Origin of the sequence: Dongia sp., from assembly GCF_041918875.1 — a bacterium.
In the GTDB taxonomy this organism is placed as follows: domain Bacteria; phylum Pseudomonadota; class Alphaproteobacteria; order Dongiales; family Dongiaceae; genus Dongia.
The window spans coordinates 13,993-39,200 of sequence record NZ_JAYRUV010000015.1 but is presented as its reverse complement, the minus strand read 5'-3'; the positions used below and the strand labels follow the sequence as shown (position 1 = coordinate 39,200).

Genomic DNA, 25,208 nt, shown 5'->3' with positions numbered 1-25,208 from the left:
TATCCGCGACTTTTCGGCGCCCCCGGCTTGATGTCCGCTCGGGCGCCATGGCAGAAATGCTGCAATGCATCAAGCAAAGGGAAACGGGATGATCAAACCCCTCAAGAAGGCAATCTTTCCAGTGGCCGGTCTCGGCACGCGCTTTCTGCCGGCCACCAAATCCATGCCGAAGGAGATGCTGACCGTCATCGACAAGCCGCTTATCCAATATGCCGTGGAAGAGGCCCAGGCAGCCGGGATCGAGGAAATGATCTTCGTCACCGGCCGGGGCAAGTCGGCGATGGAAGACCATTTCGATCATTCCTATGAGCTCGAAGACACACTGAACCGCCGCGGCAAGAAGGCGGAGCTGGAACTCTTGAAAAAGATGCTGCCGCTGGCCGGCAACATCGCCTATGTCCGCCAGCAGGAGCCGCAGGGCCTGGGCCACGCGGTTTGGTGCGCCCGCCACTTCATCAAGGACGAGGCGGTGGCGGTGCTGCTGCCCGACGATCTGGTTCATGGCGAGGTCGCGTGCCTCAAGCAGATGGCCGACGTCTATCGCAAGGTCGGCGGCAACCTCATGGCCGTCATGGAGGTGGCGCAGGAGCATACCAGCCGCTACGGCATCCTGAAGCCGGGCACCGACAAGGACGGTCTGGTCGAGGTCAAGGGGCTGGTCGAGAAGCCCGCGCCCGACATCGCACCCTCGCGCCTCGCCGTCATCGGCCGCTACATCCTGCAGCCGGAAATCTTCCATCACCTTGAAGCGCAGAAGCCGGGAGCGGGTGGCGAGATACAGCTCACCGATTCCATGGCGCGGATGATCGGCGAGGTGCCGTTCCACGGCTTCCGCTTCGAAGGCAAGCGCTACGATTGCGGCGACAAAGCGGGCTTCATCGAGGCCAATATCGCCCTCGGCGTGGCGCATCCGATCCTGGGCAAGGCCGTCAGCCAGGTCGTCGCGGAGATCGCCCGCACGCTGAAGCAATAATCAGTTCGGGAAAGCTCTGATCGTTTCGGGCTTGCTAAGGATAAGCGCATAAAAATATCATTATCCCCGCCATGTAGCGGGGAAGTGATGGAAGAGATTCTCAAGGGCTTGCGGGCCTCGGCCGAGGCAACGCGGTTGCGTATCCTGGGCCTTTGCGCCCATGCCGAGCTGACGGTGAGCGATCTGGTCGAAATTCTCGGCCAGTCGCAGCCGCGCATTTCCCGGCACCTCAAACTGCTGGTCGAGGCGGGTGTCCTGGTGCGCAATCAGGAGGGCCCCTGGGCCTGGTATCGCCTGCCCGAAGAGGGTGTGGGCGGTGAATTGGCGCGTCTCATCGTCGACCTGTTGCCGTCCGATGACCGGCAGCACGCGCAGGATCTGAAGCGGCTGCAGGCCATATCGGAAGGCTGGACGTCGCGTGTCGCCGATTTCTTCCGCCAGCATGCCGGCGATTGGGAACAAATCCGCTCATTGCACGCCGATCAGGCGGCGGTCGATGCGGCATTGCTGGCAGCCCTGCCGGCAGCACCGATCGAGAGCCTGCTCGATATCGGCACCGGTGCCGGCCACGTGCTGTCGCTGGTCGGCAAGCGCGCTCTATCGGCGGTCGGCGTCGACCGCTCGCGCGAGATGCTCAATGTCGCGCGTTCCAACCTCTTCCGCGCCGGCCTCAGGCATTGCCAGGTGCGCCAGGCCGACATGTTCGCGCTGCCGTTCGAGGATGCGAGCTTTGCCGCCATCACGATGAACATGGTGCTGCATTTCGCCGACCGGCCGGACGCCGCCATCGCCGAAGCGGCGCGTGTGCTGGCGCAAGGCGGGCGGATGGTCATCGTCGATTTCGTCACGCATCGGCTGGAGCAGCTGCGCGAGGAGCAGGCGCATCGCTGGCTGGGCTTCGACGATGCGCAGGTCACTGCATGGTGCCGCGCGGCGGGATTGCTTCCCTTGCCGCCACGGCACCTCGCCGGCGACTCGCTTACCGTCGCCCTATGGGCGGCTGAACGGCCTTCATAGGATTACTCGAATCCGTATCGCGCCATGACTTCGCGCCGCAGGCGCGGAATTAGTGCCGGATCGGCGTTGAGGTGTGCTTCCTCTGAGTCCAGAATGGCCAGGAACAAGCGGCCGCGCAGCCGCTCCATATCGAGTGTGGCCATGGCACGGCTGCCGATGGCCGACGTAACGACGTCGAGGCAGCGTTCCGCGGCATTGAGGCGCCCCCAGAGAAAATCATGCTCGCGCCATGAGCGGTTGAAAAAGGCGCCAAAGCTCATCAAGGCCGTGCCGCGCAGGGTGACGTCGCCCAGGCTCCGCGCGTCGTCCGGGCTGATGCGGTCGACCAGCACCTCGTTGATCTCATCCATATCCGTCCATTGCAGGATGGGGAAGGTGATCAAGTCGAAGAAGGCGAAGCCGACATAGGCTTTCGCCACAGCCCGCCGCGCAACCGGCGGCAGAAAGGCAAAACCCATGACCGAAATAATCTCGTCGAGCGAATGATCGATGGGGATCAGGCCGAAGGCTTCCTCCATCGCGGCGAGATCGGCGCTGTCCAGCTCCCGGCCGGCCTTTGCCGCGGCGGCCAGCCGTTTTGCCGCCGCGACTGGCGTTCCGGTATATCTGGTCGGGTCCCATCTGGGCGCGGCACGCTCGATCGCCTCGTAGAGCGCGCCCTTGAGGTCATCGATTGCGGCGGAGCCGACATCGACGCCGGTCTCGTCGGCGGAGCGGTAGAGTTCGTTCAGCCGCCGGATAACGAAACGAATGCGGCGCAGGCGGAATTCGATGTCGAAGCCGCGCAGAAAGCGGATCGTCCGGGCAGGCGGCTCGGTATCGCCAGCCAGCCAGCGGTCGAAGGCGGCGCTGACGACTTCGCGGCTCACAGGTGCTTCCGGGGCGGTGGCCAGTTCCGCCACCAGTTTCGACAGACGGTCGCAGACGCCGCGTAGTTTCAGCTTCTGATAACTGAGATAGGCATAGCCGGCTCCCCGATGCGCGGCTTCATTGGCGGCGGATCGGTAGCGGCCGACCTCGGCGATCGTGGGCGGATTGTTGGGGTCGGCCTGGACGATGTCGTCGACCAGCCGTTCCACTTCCGGATCGGCGGCGGCAAGGATTTCGGCCATGCGCCGCGCCCGGCCATTCCAGGCCTCGATGCCAAGGAGATCGTCGGCGATGGGTTCGTTGCGTGGGATGACGGCGAGGGAAGCTAGGATGGTGCGGAAGAAACCCGGCGCGCCCTCGCCGGAGCGCTGGCGCCCGCCATTGCGTGGATTGGGGTCGACATAAATGATGCGGCGCACGACTTCGCGGCTCGCCGGCCGGTCGCCCAGAGCATGAATGACGGGCGAGAAAGGCTTGTTCATGACGACGCTGCCGTCGATGAAGAAGCGGTTGGCCGCAGCCTGGTCGAGATCGCCGTCGACGCCCAGCTTGTCGACCAGCAAGGCCGTTCGCGCTGGCCAGGCGCGCCCGCGCTCGGCAAGGATCCCATCCATTTCCGCTACCGTTGCCGGTACGAAAGCACCGGGGAAACAGGCCGTCGCGCGCGAGGCGAAGACGAGGGAGGGCACGTGCCCGGGGCCGAACTCGCTCTGCAATTCACCCGACAGGGCGCGGCGACAGGAGAAAGCGAGAATGCGGCGATGCTCCGTCTCCTCGACCACCGGCGGGTCGTGCAGCGCGATGAGATGATGGTGCCCGCGATAGTCGGTCACCGTGACAAAAAGATCGAGCCGATGGCCGGGCGGTAGGAGGCTGGTCCCGGTACCGGCGCCGGCATCCATATTGTCGCAGGCGTCCAGCATCCATCCCGCAAAGCGGGGGCCGGAAAAAGGCGGCGTGAACCAGCGGGCCTGTACAAAGCGGCGCACCTTGGAGAGAGTCTCGGGATCGGCCACTTGCGTTCCGAAACGGTGGGTGAGCACGTTGTCGATCATCGGACCCATGGCGGATTTGAGGGTCCGGCTCACCAGGCTGGCCGGGGCGGACAGCTGGGTCACATCGGCATTCTGCAGCCAGAGTTCCCGATGCGAATCGAGCGGCAGGTCATGGGCCAGCGCGCGGGCCAGCATCACGCCATTGATTCCACCGGCCGACGCGCCGGATATAAGGTCGATGACGATCCGTAGATCGATCTCCGGCGCCAACGATTTCAGCAGGTCGAGATAGACCGCGGTGCTGTCCGGCGCCTCCGCCGCCTCCTCGGTTTCGGCGTGCAGCAATTTGGAGGCCCGGATGAGATTGAGAAGCTCCCGCGTGACGCCATGGATATAGACGGCCAAGGATACGCCGCCATAGAGCACCACGGCCAAGCGGATCTCGATCTGCTTCATATCCCCCGACACCTGGATGGCATTTTTCGAGCTTGGTCTTTTTCGAGTCGAGGCAGTTTATCATCCGAAATCGCATATGTCCCCGATCCAACGACGGATTTGCGTCCCGGACATGCGCCCCCGGCCAATTGAACGTGCTGGCGGGCACTTGCGGCTTGCTATCCTGCCGGGCAGGCGGCGTTTGAGCCTGGAGGAGCAGCAGTCGGATGATTCCCTTTTCGGTCCTGGATCTATCGCCGATCACGCTCGGCAAGACGGCCGCCGACGCCTTGCGCAACACGACGGATTTGGCGCGCCATGCGGAAAGCTGGGGATATCACCGATATTGGCTGGCCGAGCATCACAACATGCCCGGCATCGCCAGCGCGGCCACGTCCGTGGTCATCGGCCATGTTGCAGCGGCAACGCAGCGGATCAGGGTGGGATCGGGCGGCATCATGTTGCCCAATCACGCGCCGCTGGTCATTGCCGAACAATTCGGCACGCTGGAATCGCTCTTTCCCGGGCGCATCGATCTGGGCCTTGGCAGGGCGCCGGGCACGGATCAGCGCACGGCCCGGGCCCTGCGCAGAAACCTTGCCGGCAGCGACGATTCGTTTCCCCGGGATGTCGCCGAGTTGCAGGCCTGGTTCGCACCGGTTCAGCCAGGCCAGCAGATCCGTGCCGTGCCCGGGGCCGGTCTCGACATTCCCATCTGGCTGCTGGGGTCGAGCCTTTTCAGCGCACAACTGGCGGCCGAAATGGGCCTGCCTTTCGCCTTTGCCTCTCATTTCGCACCGGACTACCTGATGCGTGCGCTCGACCTTTACCGCGCCAATTTCAAGCCGTCGGCATCCTTGCCGGCTCCCTATGTCATGGCCGGTCTCAACATCTTCGCTGCCGAGTCGGATATGGAGGCAAGGCGCCTCTTTACCTCCCTGCAGCAGCAATTCATCAACCTGCGGCGGGGAACGCCGGGCCCGCTGCCGCCGCCCCGCGACAGCATGGATGGCTATTGGTCGCCTATGGAGCAGCAGATGGTCGACCATTCCCTGGCCTATGCAATCGTGGGGTCGCCGGCAACGGTCGAAGGGGGCCTTGCCGGTTTCCTCGAAGCGACCAAAGTGGACGAGGTGATGGTGGCCGGCCAGATTTTCGATCATCAGGCGCGTTTGCACTCGTTCGAACTGGTCGCCGAGGTGCGGGCCAGGCTGGCAGCCGGTAATAAGATTGCGTCGGGGCGCTAGCGGCGCTCGAAATCGCACACTATTCTCTCCGGCAAATCATGCTGCGAGAGAGGCTTGCCATGTGCGCTAGGAAGTGGGCGGCGTCGTGACCGATTACGTCCGCCGCATTCTCGATGCCCGCGTCTATGATGTGGCGTCGCGGACACCGCTCGATGCCATGCCGCGCCTCAGCGGCCGCCTCAAAAGCGATATCCTTCTGAAGCGGGAGGATCTGCAGCCGATCTTTTCGTTCAAGATTCGGGGCGCCTACAATCGTATCGCGCGCCTGCCGGCGGAGGCCCGGGCGCGCGGCGTCATTTGCGCCTCTGCCGGCAATCATGCCCAGGGCGTGGCGCTGTCTGCACAGAAACTCGGTATCGCGGCCACGATTGTGATGCCGGTGACGACGCCGCAGATCAAGATCGATGCGGTGCGCCATTGGGGCGGTGCGGTCGTGCTGAAGGGCGACACGTTCGACGATGCCTACGCCCACGCCAAGGCGCTGGAGGCAGAGCAAGGCTTTGCCTTCATTCATCCGTTCGACGATCCGGATGTAATCGCGGGGCAGGGGACGATCGGTGTCGAGATCCTGCAACAGCATGCCGACCCGATCGAAGCGATCTTTGTGCCCATTGGCGGCGGCGGACTGGCTTCCGGCATCGCGTCGTATGTCAAGTTCCTGCGTCCGGAAATCAAGGTCATTGGGGTGGAGCCCGTCGATGCCGCGTCGATGAAGACGGCAATCGACGCTGGCGAACGGATCGTGCTGGACCGCGTCGGGCTTTTTGCGGACGGCGTTGCGGTGCGGCAGGCCGGCGCGGAGACTTTCCGGATTTGCCGTACCTTGCTCGACGATGTGCTCCTGGCAGATACCGACGAGATGTGCGCGGCGGTAAAGGACATCTTCGAGGATATGCGTGTTATCGCCGAACCGGCCGGCGCCTTGTCGCTGGCCGGGCTGAAGGCTTATACCGTGGCCAATCCCGTGCGCACCGGCGCGCTCATCGCCATCAACAGCGGTGCCAATATGAATTTCGACCGGCTGCGCCACGTTGCCGAACGCGCGGAGGTGGGCGAGGCGCGTGAAATTCTGCTGGCGGTTACGATCCCCGAGCGGCAAGGCAGCTATCGCCGTTTCGTCGAGGTCCTCGGGAATCGCAACATCACCGAATTCAACTATCGCTTCGCCGCGGGCGGTGAGGCGCATGTTTTCGTCGGCCTGAAGCTGCGCGGCGAAGGCGTGGAGAAGGCAGCGCTTCTCGCTGAACTGCGGGGGTTGGGCTATCAGGTGCTCGATATCAGTGCCAACGAAACGGCCAAACTGCATATCCGTTATATGGTCGGCGGCCGCGTACCGGGTCTGAAGGACGAGGTCGTGCTGCGTTTCGAGTTTCCGGAACGGCCCGGTGCACTGATGAAGTTCCTCAACGGCGTAGGCACGGAATGGAACATCACCCTGTTTCATTACCGCAATCATGGCGCCGATTACGGCCGCGTGCTTGCCGGATTGCAGGTGCAGCCGACCGAACGTGCCCGCTTTGCGGCGCAGTTGACCCAGCTCGGCTATCCCTACGAGGATGAGACGCTCAATCCGGTCTATCGCCTGTTTCTCGGAGATTGAGGCGTGGGGGACAGCAGGGGATATACTGAATGACACTCAGGCGCTCTCTGCCGTCGGCCAATGCCCTGTTCGTCTTCGAGGCGGCGGCGCGCCTCATGAGCTTCACGCGCGCGGCGCTCGAACTGAATGTGACGCAATCGGCCGTCAGCCGGATGATCGGGCGCCTGGAGGCGCATATCGAGTCGAAGCTGTTCATTCGGACGCCGACCGGTATCGAACTCAGCGAGGACGGGCGGGAACTCTATCATGCCGTAACCGGCAGCTTTCAGCATATCGAGATGGCGATCGAAAGTATCCGTGCGCGGCACGGCGCCGGTGGCACGGTCACGATCTCGCTCTCCGCCGCCTTTGCCATGCATTGGTTCATGCCGCGCCTCGAGCGCTTCCAGGCGGAGTTCCCATCGATCGACCTGCGCTTTCAGCTGGTGCGCGGCGAGCCGACCGGCCCGTTCGAGGATGTCGATTTCGCGGTCCGCTACAATCTGCCCGAGGATGCCAATCATCACAGCTGGCTGCTGATGGAGGAGACGGTGATGGCCGTTTGCAGCGCGGCCTATCTGGCATCGCATGGCGCGCTGGGCAGCGACGCCGATCTGTCGCGGCACACCCTGGTCCATCTGTCCGGCAGCACCCGCATTCCGTGGCAGCGTTTCCTGGCGGAGGCGAATTATCCGGCGCAGTTCGCGGGGCGGAACCTCACTTTTTCGGACTATTCGCTGGTGGTGCAGGCGGCGCTCGGCGGGCGCGGAATTGCCCTGGGCTGGGGGCATGTCGTCGCCCACGAGCTGCAGCAAAAGGAACTGGTGCAGGCGGCACCCTTCGTTCTCAAGACGGGGAACGGCTATTTCCTGGTTGCCACGGCGCGCCGGCCTCTGCGCGACCCCGCCATTCTCGTAAGAGATTGGCTCCTTTCCGAGATGCAGGAACTGAGGCACGCGCTCATGACTTCAGATCATGCGGTGTCTGATAATTGAGGAGATAGCGATCCCTTCGGAGACTGCTACCTTGGCCGATGGACACAGGGAGGCGAGGGGGGCGTGGGCTTGAGCCTCAGCGGGGCCTCCTGACCGGAAAAAGGGGGAGATCGAGACATGGACCTGCAGCTGACGCCGAAGGAGAAGGAACTTGCAGCCAAGGGGCGGGCCTTCTGCGACGAGGTACTTATCCCCCTTGAGCAAGTCACGGACGAGCATGGCGAGTTGCCGATGGAGAAGCGCCCCGCCGTGCGGCAGGCCGTCCGAGATTGGGGTCTTGCCGGTATCAACCACAGCAAGGAGCATGGCGGGCTTGGCCTTACGATGGTCGAGCAGATCGTCATCGAGGAGCAATTGGGGCGAGTCACCAACGGTCTGTGGAGTTGCGTCTGGCGGCCGCCGGTCAGCCTCAAATTCGGCACCGATGCGCAAAAGCAGGAATATCTGAGACCGTCGATCCATGGCGAGCGCCGGGGTTGTTTCGCCATTACCGAGCCCGAAGCCGGATCCGACCCGCGCCGGGTGCAGACGATTGCCACCCTGAAGAACGGCAAGTGGCATCTCAGCGGCGAGAAGTGGTTTGTGACGTCCTACAATGCATCCGATTTCATCATCGTTCATGCGCATGTCGACGGCGATCCGAACAAGCCCAGCCTGTTCCTGGTCGACAAGCCGGTCAACAACATGACGCATATCCGCTCGCCCAAGTTCATGCACAACTTCGCCTTCGACCATGCCGAACTGCGTTTCGAGGGAACGGAGATCGCCGAGGACAAATTGCTGGGGCAGATCGGGCAGGGGCTCGAAATGACGAAAGACTGGTTCGTCGAGGCCCGGCTGCAGATTGCTGCGCATGCTTTCGGTGCAGCGACGCGCGCCGCCGAAATAGCCAATGACTATGCCACGACGCGCCATCAGTTCGATCGGCCCATCCGCGATTTCCAGGGCGTCGAGTTCATGCTGGCCGATATGGCCGTCGAACTCTTTGCCGCCAAGACCATGCTCTATCGCGTGGCATGGGAGATCGACAGCGGCGCCGACCGCAGCCGCATCCACGCGCATGCCAGCGCGCTGAAACTGTTCTGTTCCGAGGTCGCCGGCCGGGTGATCGACAAGGCCCTGCAGGTCTTGGGCGGCCGCGGCTACATGCGCGAGAATCCGGTGGAACGCCTCTATCGGGACATTCGCGTCGACCGTATCTGGGAGGGCACCTCGGAAATCCAGCGCGTCGTGGTCGGCGGGCAAATACGGAAACGCGGATTCAACGTCTATACCGGTTGGCACTGATAGCTCGCCGCCCGCATGAATATGTCGCGGCAGAGCGTCTCTTCCCGCAGTGCCGATACGCGGCTGCCCGCCAGTCTGTGGGCGGCAACGGCATGTCCGGCGCCGGACTATGCCCGTCTGCGCGAAGACATGATCTGTGATACGGCGATCGTGGGTGGCGGATTCACGGGGCTCAGCACGGCCTTGCATCTCGCTTTGCGTGGGCAGCGCGTGATCGTTGCCGAGGCCGCCGAACCGGGCTGGGGTGCTGCCGGACGGAATGGCGGCCAGGTCATCGCCGGCCTCAAGACCGATCCGCTGGCATTGATCGGCCTTTTTGGCGCCGATCTTGGCGCGCGCATGGCCGGGACCATGGGAAAAGCGGCGGATCTCGTATTCGATCTCATCCAGGGATATGGCATGGATTGTCATGCGCGGCGAGGCGGCTGGCTGCAGGCGGCGCATGGGCCGAAGCCCTACCGGGATCTGATTCAGCCGCGTTATCGGCAGTGGCGGGATTTGGGCGTCGATTGCGACCTGCTGAGTGCAGCCGAAATCGGCGCCTTGATCGGTTCAGCGCCGACGGCCTATGTCGGCGGCTGGCTCGACCGGCGCGGCGGCACGCTGCAGCCGCTCAGCTATGCGCGGGGCCTCGCGGCGGCGGCGATGCGCGAGGGTGCCACGATCCTTGCCAGGACTCCGGTCCACCGATTGCGCCGCGACGAGAAGGGGTGGGAGCTTCAGGCCGATCCATACAAGATAAGCGCGAGGCGCCTGGTGTTGGCGACCAATGCCTACACCGGAATGCATGGCGACAAGCTGATTCCTGGAATCGAGCGCAGCATCGTGCCCGTTGCCAGCTTTCAGATGGCGACGCCCCCGCTTCCCGCTAAATATGATGGGATCCTTCCCGAGGGACTTGGCGTCACGGATTCGCGGCGCCTGCTGCTCTATTTCCGCCGCGACCATACCGGTCGGCTCGTCATGGGCGGCCGTTCGCCCGTCGACGATCGTCCAGACAAGGCAGATGCCGTCTCGCTGAGGCGGGCGGTGACCCGAATCTTCCCGCAGATCGAGGTGGGGGAGGTCGACTTCGTCTGGAGCGGCAAGGTCGCGATCTCGAAAGACAAGCTGCCGCACATTCACATGCCGGAGGTCGGCTTGATCTCTTTCATGGGCTGCAATGGGCGTGGTGTCGCGGTTTGCACGATGATGGGACGCATACTGGCGGACCTGGCCAGTGGCGCCGCCGCCGCGGAGGTACCCTTCCCCATAACCGCGCCGGATCATTTCCGCCTGCACGGATTGCGCAAGGCAGGCGTCTTCGCGCTCAGCAAATATTACAGCCTGTTGGACCGGCTGGAATCGCTCCAGCGCGGCTGAGGCCGCCAATCTTACTGAGCCGCCTATCTTACTGAGCAGTCTGGGCGATGCTGCTATCGGCCTTCACGACCAGACAGTCGGTCTGCTTGGCCTTCAGCTTCTTGCAGGCGGTATCCGCATCGGCCTTGCTGAGGCCGAAAACGCGGGCGCGGTAGATGCTGCTGTTGCCGCGATCGATGACGATACGCGTATCGGCAAGAAGCGTCGGAACGGCCTTGGTGGCGCGTTCGGCGGCTTTTTGCGCCGGCTTGAACTTCGAATAGGCGCCGACCTGGATCCCATACTGGTTCTTGTCGCCGCTCCAAACATTGGCCACGGCCTGCGTATCCGGCTGAGCCACTGCCGGAGCGAGGGAGACGGAGGCCATCGTGGCGATCGCGCTGCCGATCGAATCTTCCTGGGCTGGCTTCGGCGTCGGCACCAGCGTGCTGGCGACGACTGCATCGATCTCCGGCGCGGCGGCGGTGGTCACGACCGGCACTTCCTGCGCCGGACCGGCACTTCCGGGTGCCTTGGCCATCAGCACGTCGCCGATGCCGTTCCTGGCGTTGAAGCCTTCGGTGAGCAGCGCCACCATCTGCTTGTCGCGGATTGGCGCGCTGGGGCCGCCCAGGACCACGCCGACCAGGCGCCGGCCATTGCGCTCGGCGGAGGAAACGAGGTTGAAGCCGGCGGCGCGGATATAGCCGGTCTTGATGCCGTCCGCGCCAGCGAACTTCTTCATGACACGGTTGTGGCCGCCATATGTGTTGCCGCGATAGACAAAGCTGTTGCGCTTGAAATAGCCGTAATATTTCGGGTGATCGCGCAGCAGGGCCACGCCGAGCGTCGCCATGTCGCGTGCGCTCGTCACCTGACTCGGATTGGGCAGGCCATGTGCGTTGCGGAACACCGTCTTGTTCATGCCAAGCGCGCGGGCCTTGGCCGTCATCATGCGGGCGAAGGCCGCTTCGGTCCCGCCGAGGCGTTCGCCAACCGCCGTGGAAACGTCGTTGGCCGAGCGAACGACCATGGCAAGGATCGCGGTTTCGACCGTGATCGTATCGCCTGCCTTGACGTTCATGTTCGTTGCCGGCTCGCTCGCCGCGTTCTTTGAGAATGTAATCCGGTCGCTGAGCTTCACCGTACCGGCATCGAGGGCATCGAACAGCAGATAGAGGGTCATCATCTTGGTAAGCGACGCCGGATAGGTGACGGCGTCGGCGTTGGAACGCGACAGCACTTCACCTGTTTCCGCATCGACAACGATGCTGGCGGCAATCGGCTTGGCCTGCGCGGTCTGCAGGCCGAGGACGCTGGTCAGCGCCATAATCGCAAGGGTGGCGCCAAAACGGCGCAAAATGGACAGAATCGCCCCCCGCTTGGGCTGACGCGGCAGGAACATCGTGCTTTTCCCCCTAAGCCGGTGAAAAGATTTAGGCAATTTCGTGTCGATCCTACGTTAACCGTAGAATCCTGTCTATAGCCTACAGACCCCTAAAATCTGGTAAAGTGCAACAAGACGCCAACGGAATCAGGTGACTAACGGATGATCCTCACATCTCTGGGCCAAACTGCGCAAATACTCCGACTCTGCGTGGGCATGTCCTTTGCTGCCATCGGCCTTGCCGGCTGTGCCTATCAATCGGCCGGCAATCTGGGCGGCGGCAGTGGTATCGATAACCCGGTCGAGCGGAAATTCACCTGGTTCAGCTATCTCGATGCTGCCGATATTCGCAATTCCTGTGCCGCCGGCGGACCGGATCGGTATCGGCTGGTCTATAACGGCCAGTATGCGAATCATGTGCGCACTTATGAGATCACCGACGGGCCGACCCGGCAGATTGCGGCACGGGCTCGCGGCACCAGCGGCGACCTCACCGAAATGGGCTTCAACAGCTTCGACGAGTTGCTGGGGCCCTGGAATTTTCGCCGGTCGCAGACGGCGCTGAGTGAAGAGGAATGGGCAGAACTGCGCGATTTGCTGCACCGATCGGGCTTTGGCGCGGGAAACCAGGCCGGCCTGCGGCTGCACTCCCAGGACTTCTATTGGCTGGCGGCAGGCTGCGAGGGCGGCAAATTTTTCTTCAATGCCTGGGCGGACAAGCCGGGCGCATTGCCTTTGACCCGCGCGTCGTTTCTGGACTTCCTGCTGCGCCACGATGCCACGGGCGTGGCTTATGTGCCACCGCGCCCGGTCACCTATGTGGATAAGAATGACGCGAGCAAGGGGCAGGACCGGGATTACAGCGGCCATTTCGTCATTACCGTCCGCGAGGACGGAATCGGGCGGCCCGGGATATAGGGCGGGGAAGATGGGGGGTATGGGCACCCGGCCGCCGCCGAAACGAGACCCCGCATTCTTGCAGGCCCACTATTATGATGCCGCACCTTTTAACTCAGTCTTAGCATCCAATATGATACAGCCATGATAGAGATATACGGGCATCTGGAAGTGACGCGCGTGGAGGATATGGAGCTTGAAGCGGCATATCCGCTCCTGGCCTCGGCCGGCGAGGATGGCGACGACAACGATCAGGGCGGCAATGGCGGCCGGCCCGGTGTCGGCACTGTCGTCAAGGCCAAGCCGAAGACCAAGAAACCGTCCATGTACCGCGTGCTGCTGCTCAACGACGATTACACGCCGATGGAGTTCGTCGTGCACGTGCTGGAGCGCTTCTTCAACAAGAGCCGCGAGGCGGCTACCGAGATCATGCTTCATGTGCACCATCGCGGGGTCGGGGTGTGCGGGATCTACACCTATGAAATCGCCGAGACCAAGGTCTCGCAGGTGATCGATTTCGCCCGCCGCCATCAGCACCCGCTGCAATGCACGATGGAGAAGGAATAGATTTAAGCGAGCGAATTGGGGAAGTGCGTCACTGCAAGTAGATCGGATGTCACGCGGGCGGGGGCCCGTATGACGCTGGTTCGTTAGTCAAGGAAGGATGTCCCGGCCCATGCTGTCGCCCAATCTTGAACAGACCCTGCACCGTGCCCTGGCCCTGGCCAGCGAGCGACGGCACGATTACGCGACGCTGGAGCATCTGCTCCTCGCCTTGACCGACGATCAGGATGCGGTCGCCGTGATGCGCGCCTGCAACGTCGATGTCGATCGGCTGAAGCGGGACCTCGTGGACTATGTCGACAACCAGCTCGCCAACATCATCAGCAAGCAGCAATCGGAAGCCAAGCCCACCGCCGGTTTCCAGCGCGTCGTGCAGCGCGCGGCCATCCACGTGCAATCCTCGGGCCGCGAGGAAGTGACCGGCGCCAACATACTGGTTGCCTTGTTCTCCGAGCGCGAGAGCCATGCCGTCTATTTCCTGCAGGAGCAGGAGATGACGCGCCTCGACGCCGTCAACTATATCAGCCACGGCATCGCCAAGGTGGCCGGCCGCGCCGAACCCAAGCGCGTGCGCGGTGCGTCTGAAAAAGAGGAAGGCGAGGCCCAGGTGAAATCGGGCACCGAGGCGCTCGAGGCCTATTGCGTCAACCTCAACCAGAAGGCCCAGAACGGCAAGATCGACCCGCTCATCGGCCGCGATACGGAAGTTTCGCGCACGATCCAGGTGCTGTGCCGCCGCACCAAGAACAATCCGCTCTATGTGGGCGATCCGGGCGTCGGCAAGACGGCCATTGCAGAAGGCCTTGCGCGCCGCATCGTCAAGGGCGACGTGCCGGATGTCTTGAAGAACGCCACCATCTTCTCGCTCGACATGGGCTCGCTGCTGGCCGGCACCCGCTATCGCGGTGATTTCGAGGAACGCCTAAAAGCCGTGGTGAAGGAACTCGAAAACCTCGAAGGGGCCATCCTCTTCATCGACGAAATCCATACCGTGATCGGCGCCGGTGCCACATCGGGCGGGTCGATGGACGCCTCGAACCTGTTGAAGCCGGCACTGCAATCGGGGTCGCTGCGCTGCATCGGCTCGACTACTTACAAGGAATACCGCCAGCATTTCGAAAAGGATCGCGCACTGGTTCGCCGCTTCCAGAAGATCGACGTCAACGAGCCGTCGCAGGAAGATGCGGTGAAGATCCTGCGGGGCTTGAAGCCCTATTACGAAAAGCACCACAATGTGCGCTATACGGCGGAGGCGATCCGCGCCGCCGTGGAATTGTCGGCGCGCTATATCGGCGACCGCAAGCTGCCCGACAAGGCGATCGACATCATCGACGAAGTGGGTGCGGCACAGATGCTGCTCCCCGAATCGAAACGGAAGAAGACCATCACCGTGAAGGATGTCGAAGCCGTGGTGGCGATCATCGCCCGCATTCCGGCGAAGTCGGTCTCCAAGGACGACAAGGTGGCGCTGAAATCGCTGGAGCGCGATTTGAAGACCATGGTCTTCGGCCAGGATCCGGCCATCGACGCGCTTTGCGCCGCGATCAAGCTGGCCCGTGCCGGCCTCCGCGAACCGGACAAGCCCATCGGCTCCTACCTGTTCTCGGGTCCGACCGGTGTCGGCAAGACGGAAGTGGCCAAGCAGCTCGCCCGTATCATGGGCATCGAACTCGTCCGCTTCGACATGTCGGAATATATGGAGCGCCACACCGTCTCCAGGCTCCTCGGCGCCCCTCCGGGCTATGTCGGCTTCGACCAAGGCGGCCTGCTCACCGATGCCATCGACCAGCATCCGCATGCGGTGCTGCTTCTGGACGAAATCGAAAAGGCGCATCCGGACCTCTTCAACATCCTCCTCCAGGTGATGGATCACGGCAAGCTCACCGACCATAACGGCAAGGCGGTCGATTTCCGCAACGTCATCCTGATCATGACGACGAATGCCGGTGCCGCGATGATGGCCAAATCCGCCATCGGCTTCATGCGCGACAAGCGCGAGGGCGAGGACCAGGCCGAAATCGAGCGGCTGTTTGCTCCCGAATTCCGCAACCGTCTGGATGCGGTCATTCCGTTCTCGAACCTCTCGCCGGAAATCGTGGCGCAGGTCGTCGACAAGTTCGTGATGCAGCTGGAAGCGCAGCTTGCCGACCGCCACGTCAATATCGAACTCACCGACGCGGCGCGGAAGCATCTCGCCGATATCGGCTTCGATCCGCTCTATGGCGCGCGGCCCTTGAGCCGCACGATCCAGGAACACATCAAGAAGCCGCTGGCCGAGGAGTTGCTGTTCGGCAAGCTGGAGAAGGGCGGCACTGTCCGCGTCGATTTCGATACGGAGAAGCAGAAGCTCACCTTCGAAATCGTCGAATCGAAATCGAGCCCGCGCGAAGAGACGGTCGAACCCGTCGACGCGTGAGAGATATAGCCGGCAGGCTAGCCAGCGTTTTCTAGCCAATTCCTGCCTTCCACATCGGCGCCCGGTCCCTTACGATCGAGCGCCGTTTTGCGATGAAGGGAAGGCCATGAACGACCAAAGCAAGATCACGGAAGCCGACACGTTGCGCGACCTCTACGGCGAGCCGGTGCCGGCCTCGCTGGTGAAGGAAATGACTTTCCTCACGGATGCCTATGCGGCCTTCATCAAGGCCTCACCCTTCGTGGTGCTTTCGACCAGTGGCGAGGAGGGCCTCGATGCGTCCCCACGCGGCGGCCCGCCGGGCTTCGTGCGCGTCGTTGACAAGAACACCCTCATTCTCCCCGACCGCAGCGGCAACAACCGCGTCGATAGTTTGAGCAATGTGGTGGCCGACCCGCGCATCGCCATGCTGTTCCTGGTGCCGGGGGTGGGCGAAACCATGCGCGTCAATGGCCGTGCGCGCGTCTCGATCGATCCGGACCTGCTGCAAAGCTTCGTCGATCCCAACGGCAAGATTCCGCGCTCGGCACTCGTGATCACAATCGACCGAGCCTACGTGCATTGCTCGCAATCCCTCTCGCGCTCCAAGCTCTGGGACCCAGCGGCACAGATCGACCGCAAAGCGCTCCCCAGCATCGGCCAGATGCTCCAAGCCTGCCGCGCAGAGTTTGACGGGGCGGCGTATGACAAGCGCAATGAAGACGCGGGTGGTCTCATTCCGGAGGATTGAAGGCTCGCTATTTCCCGGTCAAAGCAACGACGAAGGCGACCGCTCGCCTACACTCCCTCTCCCCGCAAGCGGGGCAAGGGAACTAGAACCAGCTCACTTCGCCGCTTTCTTGACTGCCTTCTTTGCCGTCTTCGTCACCGTCTTGGCCTTGGTGGCAGTCTTGGTAGCGGCCTTCCTGGCGGGCTTTTTCGTCGCCGCCGGCTCGTCGGATTTCGCCGGCGTCTTCTTGGCGACCTTCTTCGCCGCTTTCTTCTTGCCCCCACCCCCGCCGGCCGCTTCACGGGCGGCGATCAGCTGCAACGCTTCGTCCAGGGTCACGGCGCCGGGCTCGATCGATTTCGGCAGGGTGGCGTTGATGGCGCCCATCTTCACATAGGGACCGTAGCGGCCTTCGTGCAGGGTGACAGCCTCGCCGCTTTCCGGATGCTTGCCGATTTCCTTCCCCGGCGCTGCCTGGCGGCCGCCGCGGCCCTTGCTCTCCTGGGAGAGCAATTCGATGGCGCGGTTCATGCCGATCGAGAGGACGTCGTCATCCTTGGGGATCGATTTGAATTTGCCGTCATGATTGAGATAGGGCCCGAAGCGGCCGATGCCGGCCATGATCGGCTTGCCCGTTTCCGGGTGATGGCCAACAACGCGCGGCAGGCTGAGGAGCTTTTGCGCGATCTCCAGACTGACCGCATTGGGGTCGAGGTCGCGCGTGAGCGAGACGCGCTTGGGCTTTCCGCCATCCTCGCCTTCGCCCAATTGCACATAGAAGCCGTATGGACCCTTGCGCAGCGTGATGCTGCGGCCCTGCTCGTCCTTGCCGAATTCGACCGGGCCGGCGGAACCGGCGGCGATTTCCTCTTCCGTCTGCACGGCAAGGGGTTTCGTGTACTTGCATTCGGGGTAATTGTTGCAGCCGATGAAGGCACCGTTCTTTGCGAGCTTGATGCCAAGCTCGCCATTGCCACAGGCCGGGCAGGCGCGCGGAGCCTTGCCATTGCCGAGATCGGGGAAGAAATGCGGCGCCAGCGCGTCGTTAAGCACGTCGATGACGACCGAGCGCGTGCCGATACCCTTGTCTAGGAAGGCCACGGCATCCTGCATCGAGGGCAGCTTGCCGTCATCGTCCGCTTCTTCCTGGTGGAGATGCGCGAAGTCGTTCCAGAATTCCGCCAGCACATCCTTCCAGCGGGCGCGGCCGCCGGAAATGTCGTCGAGCTTGGTCTCGAGATCGGCGGTGAAGCCGTATTGCACATAGCGGTCGAAGAAATTGGTCAGGAACGCCGTCACCAGGCGGCCGCGATCCTCCGGCACCAGGCGTTTCTTGTCGATCTTGACATAGGCCCGGTCCTCCAGCGTCTGGAGGATCGAGGTATAGGTCGATGGCCGGCCGATGCCGAGTTCCTCCAGCCGCTTGATCAGCGAGGCTTCGGAATAGCGGGGCGGCGGCTGGGTGAAATGCTGCTCCGGCTTGATCTCCTGCGGCTTCACGGCGTCGCCCTGCTTGAGGTTGGGCAGGCGCTTTCCGCTATCGTCTTCCTCGAGCGGATCGTCGCGGTCTTCCTGGTAGAGGGTCAGGAAACCGTCGAAGGTGATGACCGACCCGGTGGCGCGCAGGATCTGCCTGCCGTCGGCCGAGGCGATGTCGATCGCCACCTGGTCGAGCTCGGCGCTTTCCATCTGGCTCGCCAGCGTTCGCTTCCAGATGAGATCGTAGAGCTTCGCCTCCTCGTCGCGAAGATATCTGCGCACCTGTTCCGGGCGGCGGAAGAGGTCGGTGGGGCGGATGGCCTCGTGGGCCTCCTGGGCGTTCTTCGCCGCACTCTTATAGATGCGGGCGCTCGCTGGCAGGTATTTCTGGCCGTATTGCTCGCCGATGAGCTTGCGCCCCGCCACCACGGCTTCCTGGCTCAAGTTGACGCCGTCGGTACGCATATAGGTGATGAGGCCGACCGTCTCGCCATCGAGATCGACGCCTTCATAGAGGCGCTGGGCGATCTTCATGGTATGGGCGGCGCCGAAGCCCAGCTTGCGCGAGGCTTCCTGCTGCAGGGTCGAGGTGATGAAGGGCGGGGCCGGATTGCGGCGGACCGATTTGCGCTCGACGGCGCCGACCTTGAACGGGGCGCCGGCCTTGACCGCGGCCACCGCCGCTTCGGCCGCCGCCTTGTCACCGATGTCGAACTTGTCGAGCTTCTTGCCGTTGAGGTGGGTGAGGCGCGCGGCAAAGGCCTGGCCGTCCGGACCGGCGAGGACCGCCTCGATGGTCCAATATTCCCGCGCCTTGAAGGCTTCGATCTCCGCCTCGCGTTCGCAGACGATGCGCAGCGCCACCGATTGCACGCGGCCGGCCGAGCGGCTGCCCGGCATCTTGCGCCACAGGATGGGAGAGAGGGTGAAGCCCACCAGATAATCGAGGGCGCGCCTCGCGAGATAGGCGTCGACCAGTTCCTGGTCGATTTCGCGTGGGTTGGCGATGGCGTCGAGGACGGCCTTCTTGGTGATCTCGTTGAAGGCGACCCGGGCCATCGGCAGCTTCGAGAGCGCCTTCTTGCCACGGAGTTCCTGCTGGAGGTGCCAGGAGATGGCCTCGCCCTCGCGGTCAGGGTCGGTTGCCAGCAGCAGCTGGTCGGCCCCGGCGGCGGCGGCGGCGATTTCCTTGATCTGCTTGGCGCCGCGACCCTCGGCGTCCCAGATCATGGCGAAATCCTCGTCCGGCCGGACCGAGCCGTCCTTGGGCGGCAGGTCGCGGACATGGCCGAAGCTCGCCAGGACCTTGTACTCAGCACCCAGATATTTGTTGATGGTCTTGGCCTTGGCGGGGGATTCGACGACGACGACCTTCATGGACCCGCTTTCGGGATGAGCAAAATGTGGACACGAACCTCACGTCGGGGTCCGGTTTGCCGGATATAGAGGTGGTCAAGCGACCTTGGCGAGCAGCGAAACCCGGTTGCCGGGGTGACGTTCCAGGCGGCCCGCTAAGTCCAATTCCAGCAGCACCATTCCCATGACGGGAGCGGAGCAATGACACTGCCGAAGCAGTTCGTCAACCTCCACCGGGCTCGGTCCCAGCAAGTTCAGAATTTCGGCACGCGGATCCGTGATGTCATTTTCTATTTCAGAATCAATATCGTGTGCGTTGAGATTAAAGTTGTCCGAGAGTGTCGGTTTTAGGCTGGAAGTCCCATCCAAGGCCTCCAGCACCTGTGTCGCATCCTCGACCAGCAGGGCGCCTTCGCGGATCAGGCGGTTAGTGCCCCGGCAACGGGGGTCGAGCGGGGAGCCCGGAACTGCCATCACCTCGCGCCCCTGCTCGTTGGCAAAGCGGGCGGTAATAAGGGAGCCGGATTTGAGCGCCGCCTCGATGACGACCGTGCCGAGTGAAAGGCCGGAGATGATCCGGTTGCGGCGCGGGAAAAGCCTGGCGCCGGGTTCGGTGCCGGGTGGCATCTCGGCGACGATCAGCCCGTCCCGCGCCAGCAGGTCGTAAAGGTCGGCATGTTCGGGCGGATAGAGCACATCCACCCCGCCGGCAAGAACGGCGATGGTCCCGCCCTTCGCGGCGAGCGCCCCGGCATGGGCCGCCCCATCGATGCCGCGGGCGAGGCCAGAGACAACGACGAAGCCGGCGCCGGAGAGCTCCCGCGCCATGTCATGCGCAAAGCGGCGCCCGTTGGCCGAGGCATTGCGGGCGCCGACCATCGCGACCTGACGCGGCCGGGTCAGCAGATCGAAGCGGCCCCGCGCGGTGATGATGGGTGGCGCATCCTCGACAGCGCGCAAGGGGGCCGGATAGTCTGGCTCGACCCAGGCGATGGCGCGGCCGCCGAAACTGGCCAGTCGGTCCAGCTCCTCGCGCGCCTTGGCAACTGGACAGGGACGATAAATGCGCTGCCCGCCGCGCTTGGCGAGATCGGGCAGGTGCTCAAGCGCCAGCTTGGCCGAGCCGAAGCGTTGCATCAGGCGGCGAAAAGTGGCCGGCCCCACATTCTGACAGCGCGCGAGGCGCAGCCAGTCCAGGCGTTCGTCATCGTTCAGTTGGTGCAGTTTCTGGTTCATGGCGCCAGAGCCTATGAGAGGATCGCGCGAGAATCAACCGTGAACAGACAACCGATAGAGGCGCCTATTCCGGCTTCTTCTTGCCGATGCGCGGCTCGGTGCCGTTGAGCAGGCGGGCAATATTCTCGCGGTGGCGGATCCAGACCAGGGCGGCGGCGAAGGCCGCGAACGCGACCTGCGGGCCGGTTCCCAGGATATAGGCATAGAGCGGCGCGAGGGCGACCGCGACCAGGGCCGAGAGGGAGGAAACGCGAAAGCCGAATGCCACTGCGAGCCAGGTGAGGCAAGCGGCAACGCCCACCATCCAGTTGACGGCGAGCAGGGTTCCCAACGTGGTGGCGACGCCCTTGCCACCTTTGAAGCCAAGCCAGACCGGGAAGAGGTGTCCGAGCAAAGCCGCGCCACCGGCAATGACCGCGAGCGCCGGGGAATATTGCGCGGCAATCAGTGCGGCGATCGCACCCTTGCCGCCGTCCAGCAGCAGGGTCGCGAGCGCCAGCGGCTTGTTGCCTGTCCGCAGGACATTGGTGGCGCCGATATTGCCCGAACCGATCTTGCGGATGTCGCCGAGACCTGCGGCCTTGGTGAGCACGAGACCGAAGGGGATCGAGCCCAGCAGATAGCCGAGGATGGCTGCCACCGTGTAGGACCAGATTGGGAGATCGGCTACCGGTTCCATCAGGCTTGCCCATCCGCCGCGAAGACGATGCGGCCGTCGACGAAGGTCTTCAGCACCATGCCCTGCACGGGCCGGCCGTCATAGGGCGAATTCTTCGACTTGCTCTTGAAGCTCGCGACATCGATGCGCTGCGGCTTGTCGAGGTCAATGAGGACCATGTCGGCCGGCGCGCCCTTGGCAAGGCGGCCCTGGGGCAGGCCCAGGATTTCCGCCGGCCGGCTGGTCAGGCATTTGAGCAGATCGAGCAGCGACAGCGAACCCTTGTGATAAAGCTCCAGGCTCACCGGCAGCAATGTTTCCAGGCCGATGATGCCGGCAGCCGCCTGCACGAAGGGCACGCGCTTGCTCTCGACGTCATGGGGCGCGTGGTCGCTGGCGATGCAATCGATGACGCCCTCGGCGACGGCGGCCGCGACGGCGCGCCGGTCGCTCTCGCCGCGCAAGGGCGGGGACAGTTTGGCGAAAGTGCGGTAGTCGCCGATTTCGTTCTCGTTCAACGAGAAGTAAGGCGGGGCCGTGTCGCAGGTGACGCGCAACCCCTCGCGCTTGGCCTGGCGGATGGCCTCGACGGCGGCGGCGGTCGATACATGCGCCACGTGATAGCGGGCGCCGGACATGCGCACCAGATGCAGGTCGCGCTCGATCATCATGACTTCGGCGCAAGGCGGTATGCCGGGCAGGCCGATGCGTGTCGCCAGCTCGCCATTGTTCATGGCACCGCCGGCCGCAAGGCTCGGTTCTTCCGGGTGCTGCACGATGAGGAGGTCGAAGGTGCGCGCGTAATAAAGGGCGCGCCGCATCACCTGGGCGTCGGCAACTGCGGCCAGCGCGTCGGTAAACCCGAGCGCGCCGAATTCCGACAGCATGCCCATTTCCACGAGGTCGCGGCCGTTGAGACCGCGGGTGAGGGCGCCGTAGCAATAGATCTTGGCGCGCCTGGTCTCTCGCGCGCGCCTGGCGATGTACTCGACGCCGGAAACGTCGTCGATCACGGGATGCGTGTTGGGCAGGCAGACCATGCTGGTGACACCGCCCGCCGCCGCGGCGAGGCTGCCGGTGGCGATCGTCTCCTGATGCTCCTCGCCCGGCTCGCGCAGCTGCACGCGCATGTCGATGAGGCCGGGGATCAGCACATGGCCGGCGCAATCGACGATCTCGGCTTCCGCCGGCGCGTTCTGTTTGGCAACCTGCGGACCGATATCGGCGATGATGCCGCCATCCACCAGCACGCCGCCGCGCTCATCGCGATTGGCGGCCGGGTCGACGATGCGGGCATTCACCAGCAGCAGCGGCCGGTTCGATTTCTTCCGCTCCGAAGTCATCGGTTCTGTCCCACGATGCCACGGGTGAGCGCGTCGAGGCAGGCCATGCGCACGGCCACACCCATCTCGACCTGTTCGCGGATGACCGAGCGGTTGATGTCGTCGGCGACCTCCGAATCGATTTCGACCCCACGATTCATCGGACCCGGATGCATGATGAGCGCATTGGGCTTCGCCACGGCGAGCTTCTCGTAATCGAGGCCGAAGAAATGGAAATATTCGCGCACCGACGGCACGTAGGCGCCCTGCATGCGCTCGAGTTGCAGGCGCAGCATCATGACGATGTCGACATCCTTCAAGCCCTTGCGCATGTCGGTGAAAACCTCGACCCCCATGCGGTCGATATTCGACGGCAGCAGCGTGGTGGGCGCGATGACCCGCACCCGCGCGCCCATCTTGGTGAGGAGATGGATGTTCGAACGCGCGACGCGGCTGTGCAGGATATCGCCGCAGATGGCGACCAGCAGTCCCTGCAGCTTGCCGAGACGCCGGCGGATGGTCAGCGCATCGAGGAGGGCCTGCGTCGGATGCTCATGACGCCCGTCGCCGGCATTGATCACGGCCCCGTCCACTTTTTGCGACAGCAGGTTGATGGCGCCCGAATCCGGGTGGCGCACGATCATGACATCCGGCCGCATGGCATTGAGCGTCATCGCCGTGTCGAGCAGCGTCTCCCCCTTCTTGACCGAGGAGGTTCCGACCGACATGTTGGTGACATCGGCGCCCAGCCGCTTGGCGGCCAGTTCGAAGCTGGTCTGCGTCCGGGTGGAGTTCTCGAAAAAGACATTCATGACCGTGCGGCCGCGCAACAGGGCACGGGCGGTCGAATCGTCCTTCGACATGTCGGCGTAACGGTTGGAAAGATCGAGCAGCCGCTCGATTTCGGCGGCGGAAAGCCCCTCGATTCCCAGCAAATGCCTGTGGGGGAAGAAAGGGTTAGGCGTGCGAGGTTCAGCGCTCATTTGAGCGCGCATCATAGTGCCACGGGGGCCCTCGTCAACGATTCTGGTGAGGCGATCTTGCACTATCCAAACGGTCAAAATGCGTCCCGGATCGTCATCCCCGGGCATGACGCGGTGGAGTGCATTTTTTGCATCGTCATCCCCGGGCTTGACCCGGGGATCTGCTTCGACCGCCAAGCCGTGGCAAGTCCGTCTTCGGCAACTACGCAATCTCTCAAATGATCTTCTTCGCCCGCAACGCCGCAATCTCATCATCACCCATTGAGAGCAGTTCCCGCAGGACCGCATCCGTGTCCTGGCCGCAAACAGGAGGCGCCAAGCGATAGTCGACCGGGGTCTCCGAAAGCTTGATCGGGCTGCCGATGAGATCGACATGGCCGGAACCGGCGGCGGCGTGTGGCATCGATATCTTCATCTCGCGCGCCAATACCTGCGGGTCCTTGAAGACCTGGTCGATGTTGTTGACCGGGCCTACCGGCACGCCCAACGCATTGAGGCCGTCGATCCAGTATTGCTGCGGCTTCTTCTCGGTCAGTTCGTTGACCATCTGGTAGACGAGCACACGGTTGCGCACACGCGCCGGGTTGGTGGCAAAGCGCTCATCCCTGGCCCAGTCGGGGACACCGGCGAACTGGCAGAACTTTTCGAACTGGCTGTCATTGCCGACCGCCAGAATGAAGAAACCGTCGGAGCAGCGCACCACGGAATAGGGCACGATATTGGGATGTTCGTTGCCCAGCCGCTTCGGCACCTCGCCGGAGGTGAGGTAGTGGAGGCCGATATTGGCGAGATAGCCCACTTGCGAATCAAGGAGGCTCATGTCGCAGAACTGGCCGCGCCCCGAAACGGCGCGGTGGTGCAGGGCGGCGAGGATCGCCACGGTCGAATAGATGCCGCAGACGATATCGGTGATGGCGACGCCGACCTTGGTGGGCTGCCCGCTGGGATCGCCGGTGACGCTCATGATGCCGCCCATGCCCTGCGCCAGGAAATCGTAGCCGGCAAGCGGTGCATAGGGGCCGGTCTGGCCGAAGCCGGTGATCGAGCAATAAATGAGGCGCGGAAAGTCGTATTTGATCTGGTCGTAGGCAAGACCATAGCGCGCCATGTCGCCGACCTTGAAATTCTCGACGAAGATATCGGAGCGCGCGATCAGCCGCTTGGCGATTTCCTGCCCCTCGGGCTTCGCCACGTCCAAGGTCACCGAGCGCTTGTTGCGGTTGATGGAGAGGTAGTAACCGCTTTCATGCGTGTCCTTGCCGTCCTTGTCCTTGACGAAGGGCGGCCCCCATTTTCTCGTATCGTCGCCGGCGCCCGGCCGTTCGATCTTGATCACGTCGGCCCCGAGATCGCCCAGAATCTGCGTCGCCGTCGGCCCGGCGAGAATGCGACTGAGATCGAAAACGCGAATACCGGCGAGCGGTCCTGACATGCTAATCCCCGACACTGATGTTTGAGGTCA

The 25,208-nt window shown here is 63.4% G+C and carries 19 protein-coding genes; 11 read left to right on the top strand and 8 right to left on the bottom strand.

All coding sequences use genetic code 11. From position 1 onward, the window contains the following. Positions 1–88: 88 nt before the first annotated feature. Together galU and ACE3TY_RS15965 are read left to right on the top strand one after the other, a co-directional pair. Complete coding sequence (gene galU, locus ACE3TY_RS15970) at positions 89–973, top strand: UTP--glucose-1-phosphate uridylyltransferase GalU (protein WP_374654726.1); 885 nt, start codon at positions 89–91, stop codon at positions 971–973. Positions 974–1,060: 87 nt separating this feature from the next. Then, the gene (locus ACE3TY_RS15965; RefSeq protein WP_374654724.1) at positions 1,061–1,990 is read left to right on the top strand and encodes an ArsR/SmtB family transcription factor; all 930 of its coding nucleotides are present in this window, start codon (positions 1,061–1,063) and stop codon (positions 1,988–1,990) included. Between the two features lie 2 nt (positions 1,991–1,992). On the opposite strand, the gene ACE3TY_RS15960 is transcribed toward ACE3TY_RS15965, so the two are convergent. Next, positions 1,993–4,311, bottom strand: a complete 2,319-nt coding sequence (locus tag ACE3TY_RS15960; RefSeq protein ID WP_374654723.1) for a patatin-like protein — start codon at positions 4,309–4,311, stop codon at positions 1,993–1,995. A gap of 206 nt (positions 4,312–4,517) precedes the next feature. Between ACE3TY_RS15960 and ACE3TY_RS15955 the strand changes: the two genes are divergently transcribed. From ACE3TY_RS15955 to ACE3TY_RS15935, 5 genes are all read left to right on the top strand, one after another. Further along, complete coding sequence (locus ACE3TY_RS15955; protein WP_374654721.1) at positions 4,518–5,537, top strand: luciferase-like monooxygenase; 1,020 nt, start codon at positions 4,518–4,520, stop codon at positions 5,535–5,537. An 85-nt stretch (positions 5,538–5,622) separates the two neighbouring features. Beyond that, positions 5,623–7,137: a threonine ammonia-lyase, biosynthetic gene (ilvA, locus tag ACE3TY_RS15950; protein WP_374654719.1), complete on the top strand. Its 1,515-nt coding sequence runs from the start codon at positions 5,623–5,625 to the stop codon at positions 7,135–7,137. A 29-nt stretch (positions 7,138–7,166) separates the two neighbouring features. Beyond that, entirely contained in the window at positions 7,167–8,111 is a 945-nt protein-coding gene (locus ACE3TY_RS15945; RefSeq protein WP_374654717.1) for a LysR substrate-binding domain-containing protein, read from the top strand. A 117-nt stretch (positions 8,112–8,228) separates the two neighbouring features. Next, complete coding sequence (locus ACE3TY_RS15940; RefSeq protein WP_374654715.1) at positions 8,229–9,398, top strand: acyl-CoA dehydrogenase family protein; 1,170 nt, start codon at positions 8,229–8,231, stop codon at positions 9,396–9,398. Between the two features lie 15 nt (positions 9,399–9,413). Continuing rightward, the gene (locus ACE3TY_RS15935; protein WP_374654713.1) at positions 9,414–10,760 is read left to right on the top strand and encodes an NAD(P)/FAD-dependent oxidoreductase; all 1,347 of its coding nucleotides are present in this window, start codon (positions 9,414–9,416) and stop codon (positions 10,758–10,760) included. Between the two features lie 28 nt (positions 10,761–10,788). Here the strand turns inward: ACE3TY_RS15935 and ACE3TY_RS15930 are convergent, their stop codons facing one another. Next, complete coding sequence (locus ACE3TY_RS15930; RefSeq protein WP_374654711.1) at positions 10,789–12,144, bottom strand: serine hydrolase; 1,356 nt, start codon at positions 12,142–12,144, stop codon at positions 10,789–10,791. 198 nt (positions 12,145–12,342) lie between these two features. On the opposite strand from ACE3TY_RS15930, the gene ACE3TY_RS15925 reads away from it, so the two are divergent. From ACE3TY_RS15925 to ACE3TY_RS15910, 4 genes are all read left to right on the top strand, one after another. Next, positions 12,343–13,044, top strand: a complete 702-nt coding sequence (locus ACE3TY_RS15925) for a hypothetical protein (RefSeq protein WP_374654709.1) — start codon at positions 12,343–12,345, stop codon at positions 13,042–13,044. A 168-nt stretch (positions 13,045–13,212) separates the two neighbouring features. Next, complete coding sequence (gene clpS / locus ACE3TY_RS15920) at positions 13,213–13,590, top strand: ATP-dependent Clp protease adapter ClpS (protein ID WP_374654898.1); 378 nt, start codon at positions 13,213–13,215, stop codon at positions 13,588–13,590. A 109-nt stretch (positions 13,591–13,699) separates the two neighbouring features. Next, complete coding sequence (clpA, locus tag ACE3TY_RS15915) at positions 13,700–16,003, top strand: ATP-dependent Clp protease ATP-binding subunit ClpA (protein ID WP_374654707.1); 2,304 nt, start codon at positions 13,700–13,702, stop codon at positions 16,001–16,003. Positions 16,004–16,109: 106 nt separating this feature from the next. Further along, entirely contained in the window at positions 16,110–16,733 is a 624-nt protein-coding gene (locus tag ACE3TY_RS15910) for a pyridoxamine 5'-phosphate oxidase family protein (protein ID WP_374654705.1), read from the top strand. A 93-nt stretch (positions 16,734–16,826) separates the two neighbouring features. Here the strand turns inward: ACE3TY_RS15910 and topA are convergent, their stop codons facing one another. The 6 genes from topA to ACE3TY_RS15880 form a co-directional block, all read right to left on the bottom strand. Next, on the bottom strand, positions 16,827–19,568 hold the full coding sequence (gene topA / locus ACE3TY_RS15905; protein ID WP_374654703.1) for a type I DNA topoisomerase: 2,742 nt from the start codon (positions 19,566–19,568) through the stop codon (positions 16,827–16,829). Between the two features lie 75 nt (positions 19,569–19,643). Continuing rightward, the gene (gene dprA, locus ACE3TY_RS15900; protein WP_374654701.1) at positions 19,644–20,783 is read right to left on the bottom strand and encodes a DNA-processing protein DprA; all 1,140 of its coding nucleotides are present in this window, start codon (positions 20,781–20,783) and stop codon (positions 19,644–19,646) included. A gap of 64 nt (positions 20,784–20,847) precedes the next feature. Then, entirely contained in the window at positions 20,848–21,462 is a 615-nt protein-coding gene (gene plsY, locus ACE3TY_RS15895) for a glycerol-3-phosphate 1-O-acyltransferase PlsY (RefSeq protein WP_374654699.1), read from the bottom strand. Next, positions 21,462–22,784 carry a dihydroorotase family protein gene (locus tag ACE3TY_RS15890; protein ID WP_374654697.1) on the bottom strand — a complete coding sequence of 441 codons (1,323 nt, stop codon included), beginning with the start codon at positions 22,782–22,784 and terminating at the stop codon, positions 21,462–21,464. The genes plsY and ACE3TY_RS15890 overlap by 1 nt, the downstream gene beginning before the upstream one ends. Further along, positions 22,781–23,746, bottom strand: coding sequence for an aspartate carbamoyltransferase catalytic subunit (locus tag ACE3TY_RS15885; protein WP_374654695.1), 966 nt, complete (start codon positions 23,744–23,746; stop codon positions 22,781–22,783). The genes ACE3TY_RS15890 and ACE3TY_RS15885 overlap by 4 nt, the downstream gene beginning before the upstream one ends. A 214-nt stretch (positions 23,747–23,960) precedes the next feature. Further along, complete coding sequence (locus tag ACE3TY_RS15880) at positions 23,961–25,178, bottom strand: CaiB/BaiF CoA transferase family protein (protein ID WP_374654693.1); 1,218 nt, start codon at positions 25,176–25,178, stop codon at positions 23,961–23,963. Positions 25,179–25,208: the final 30 nt, after the last annotated feature.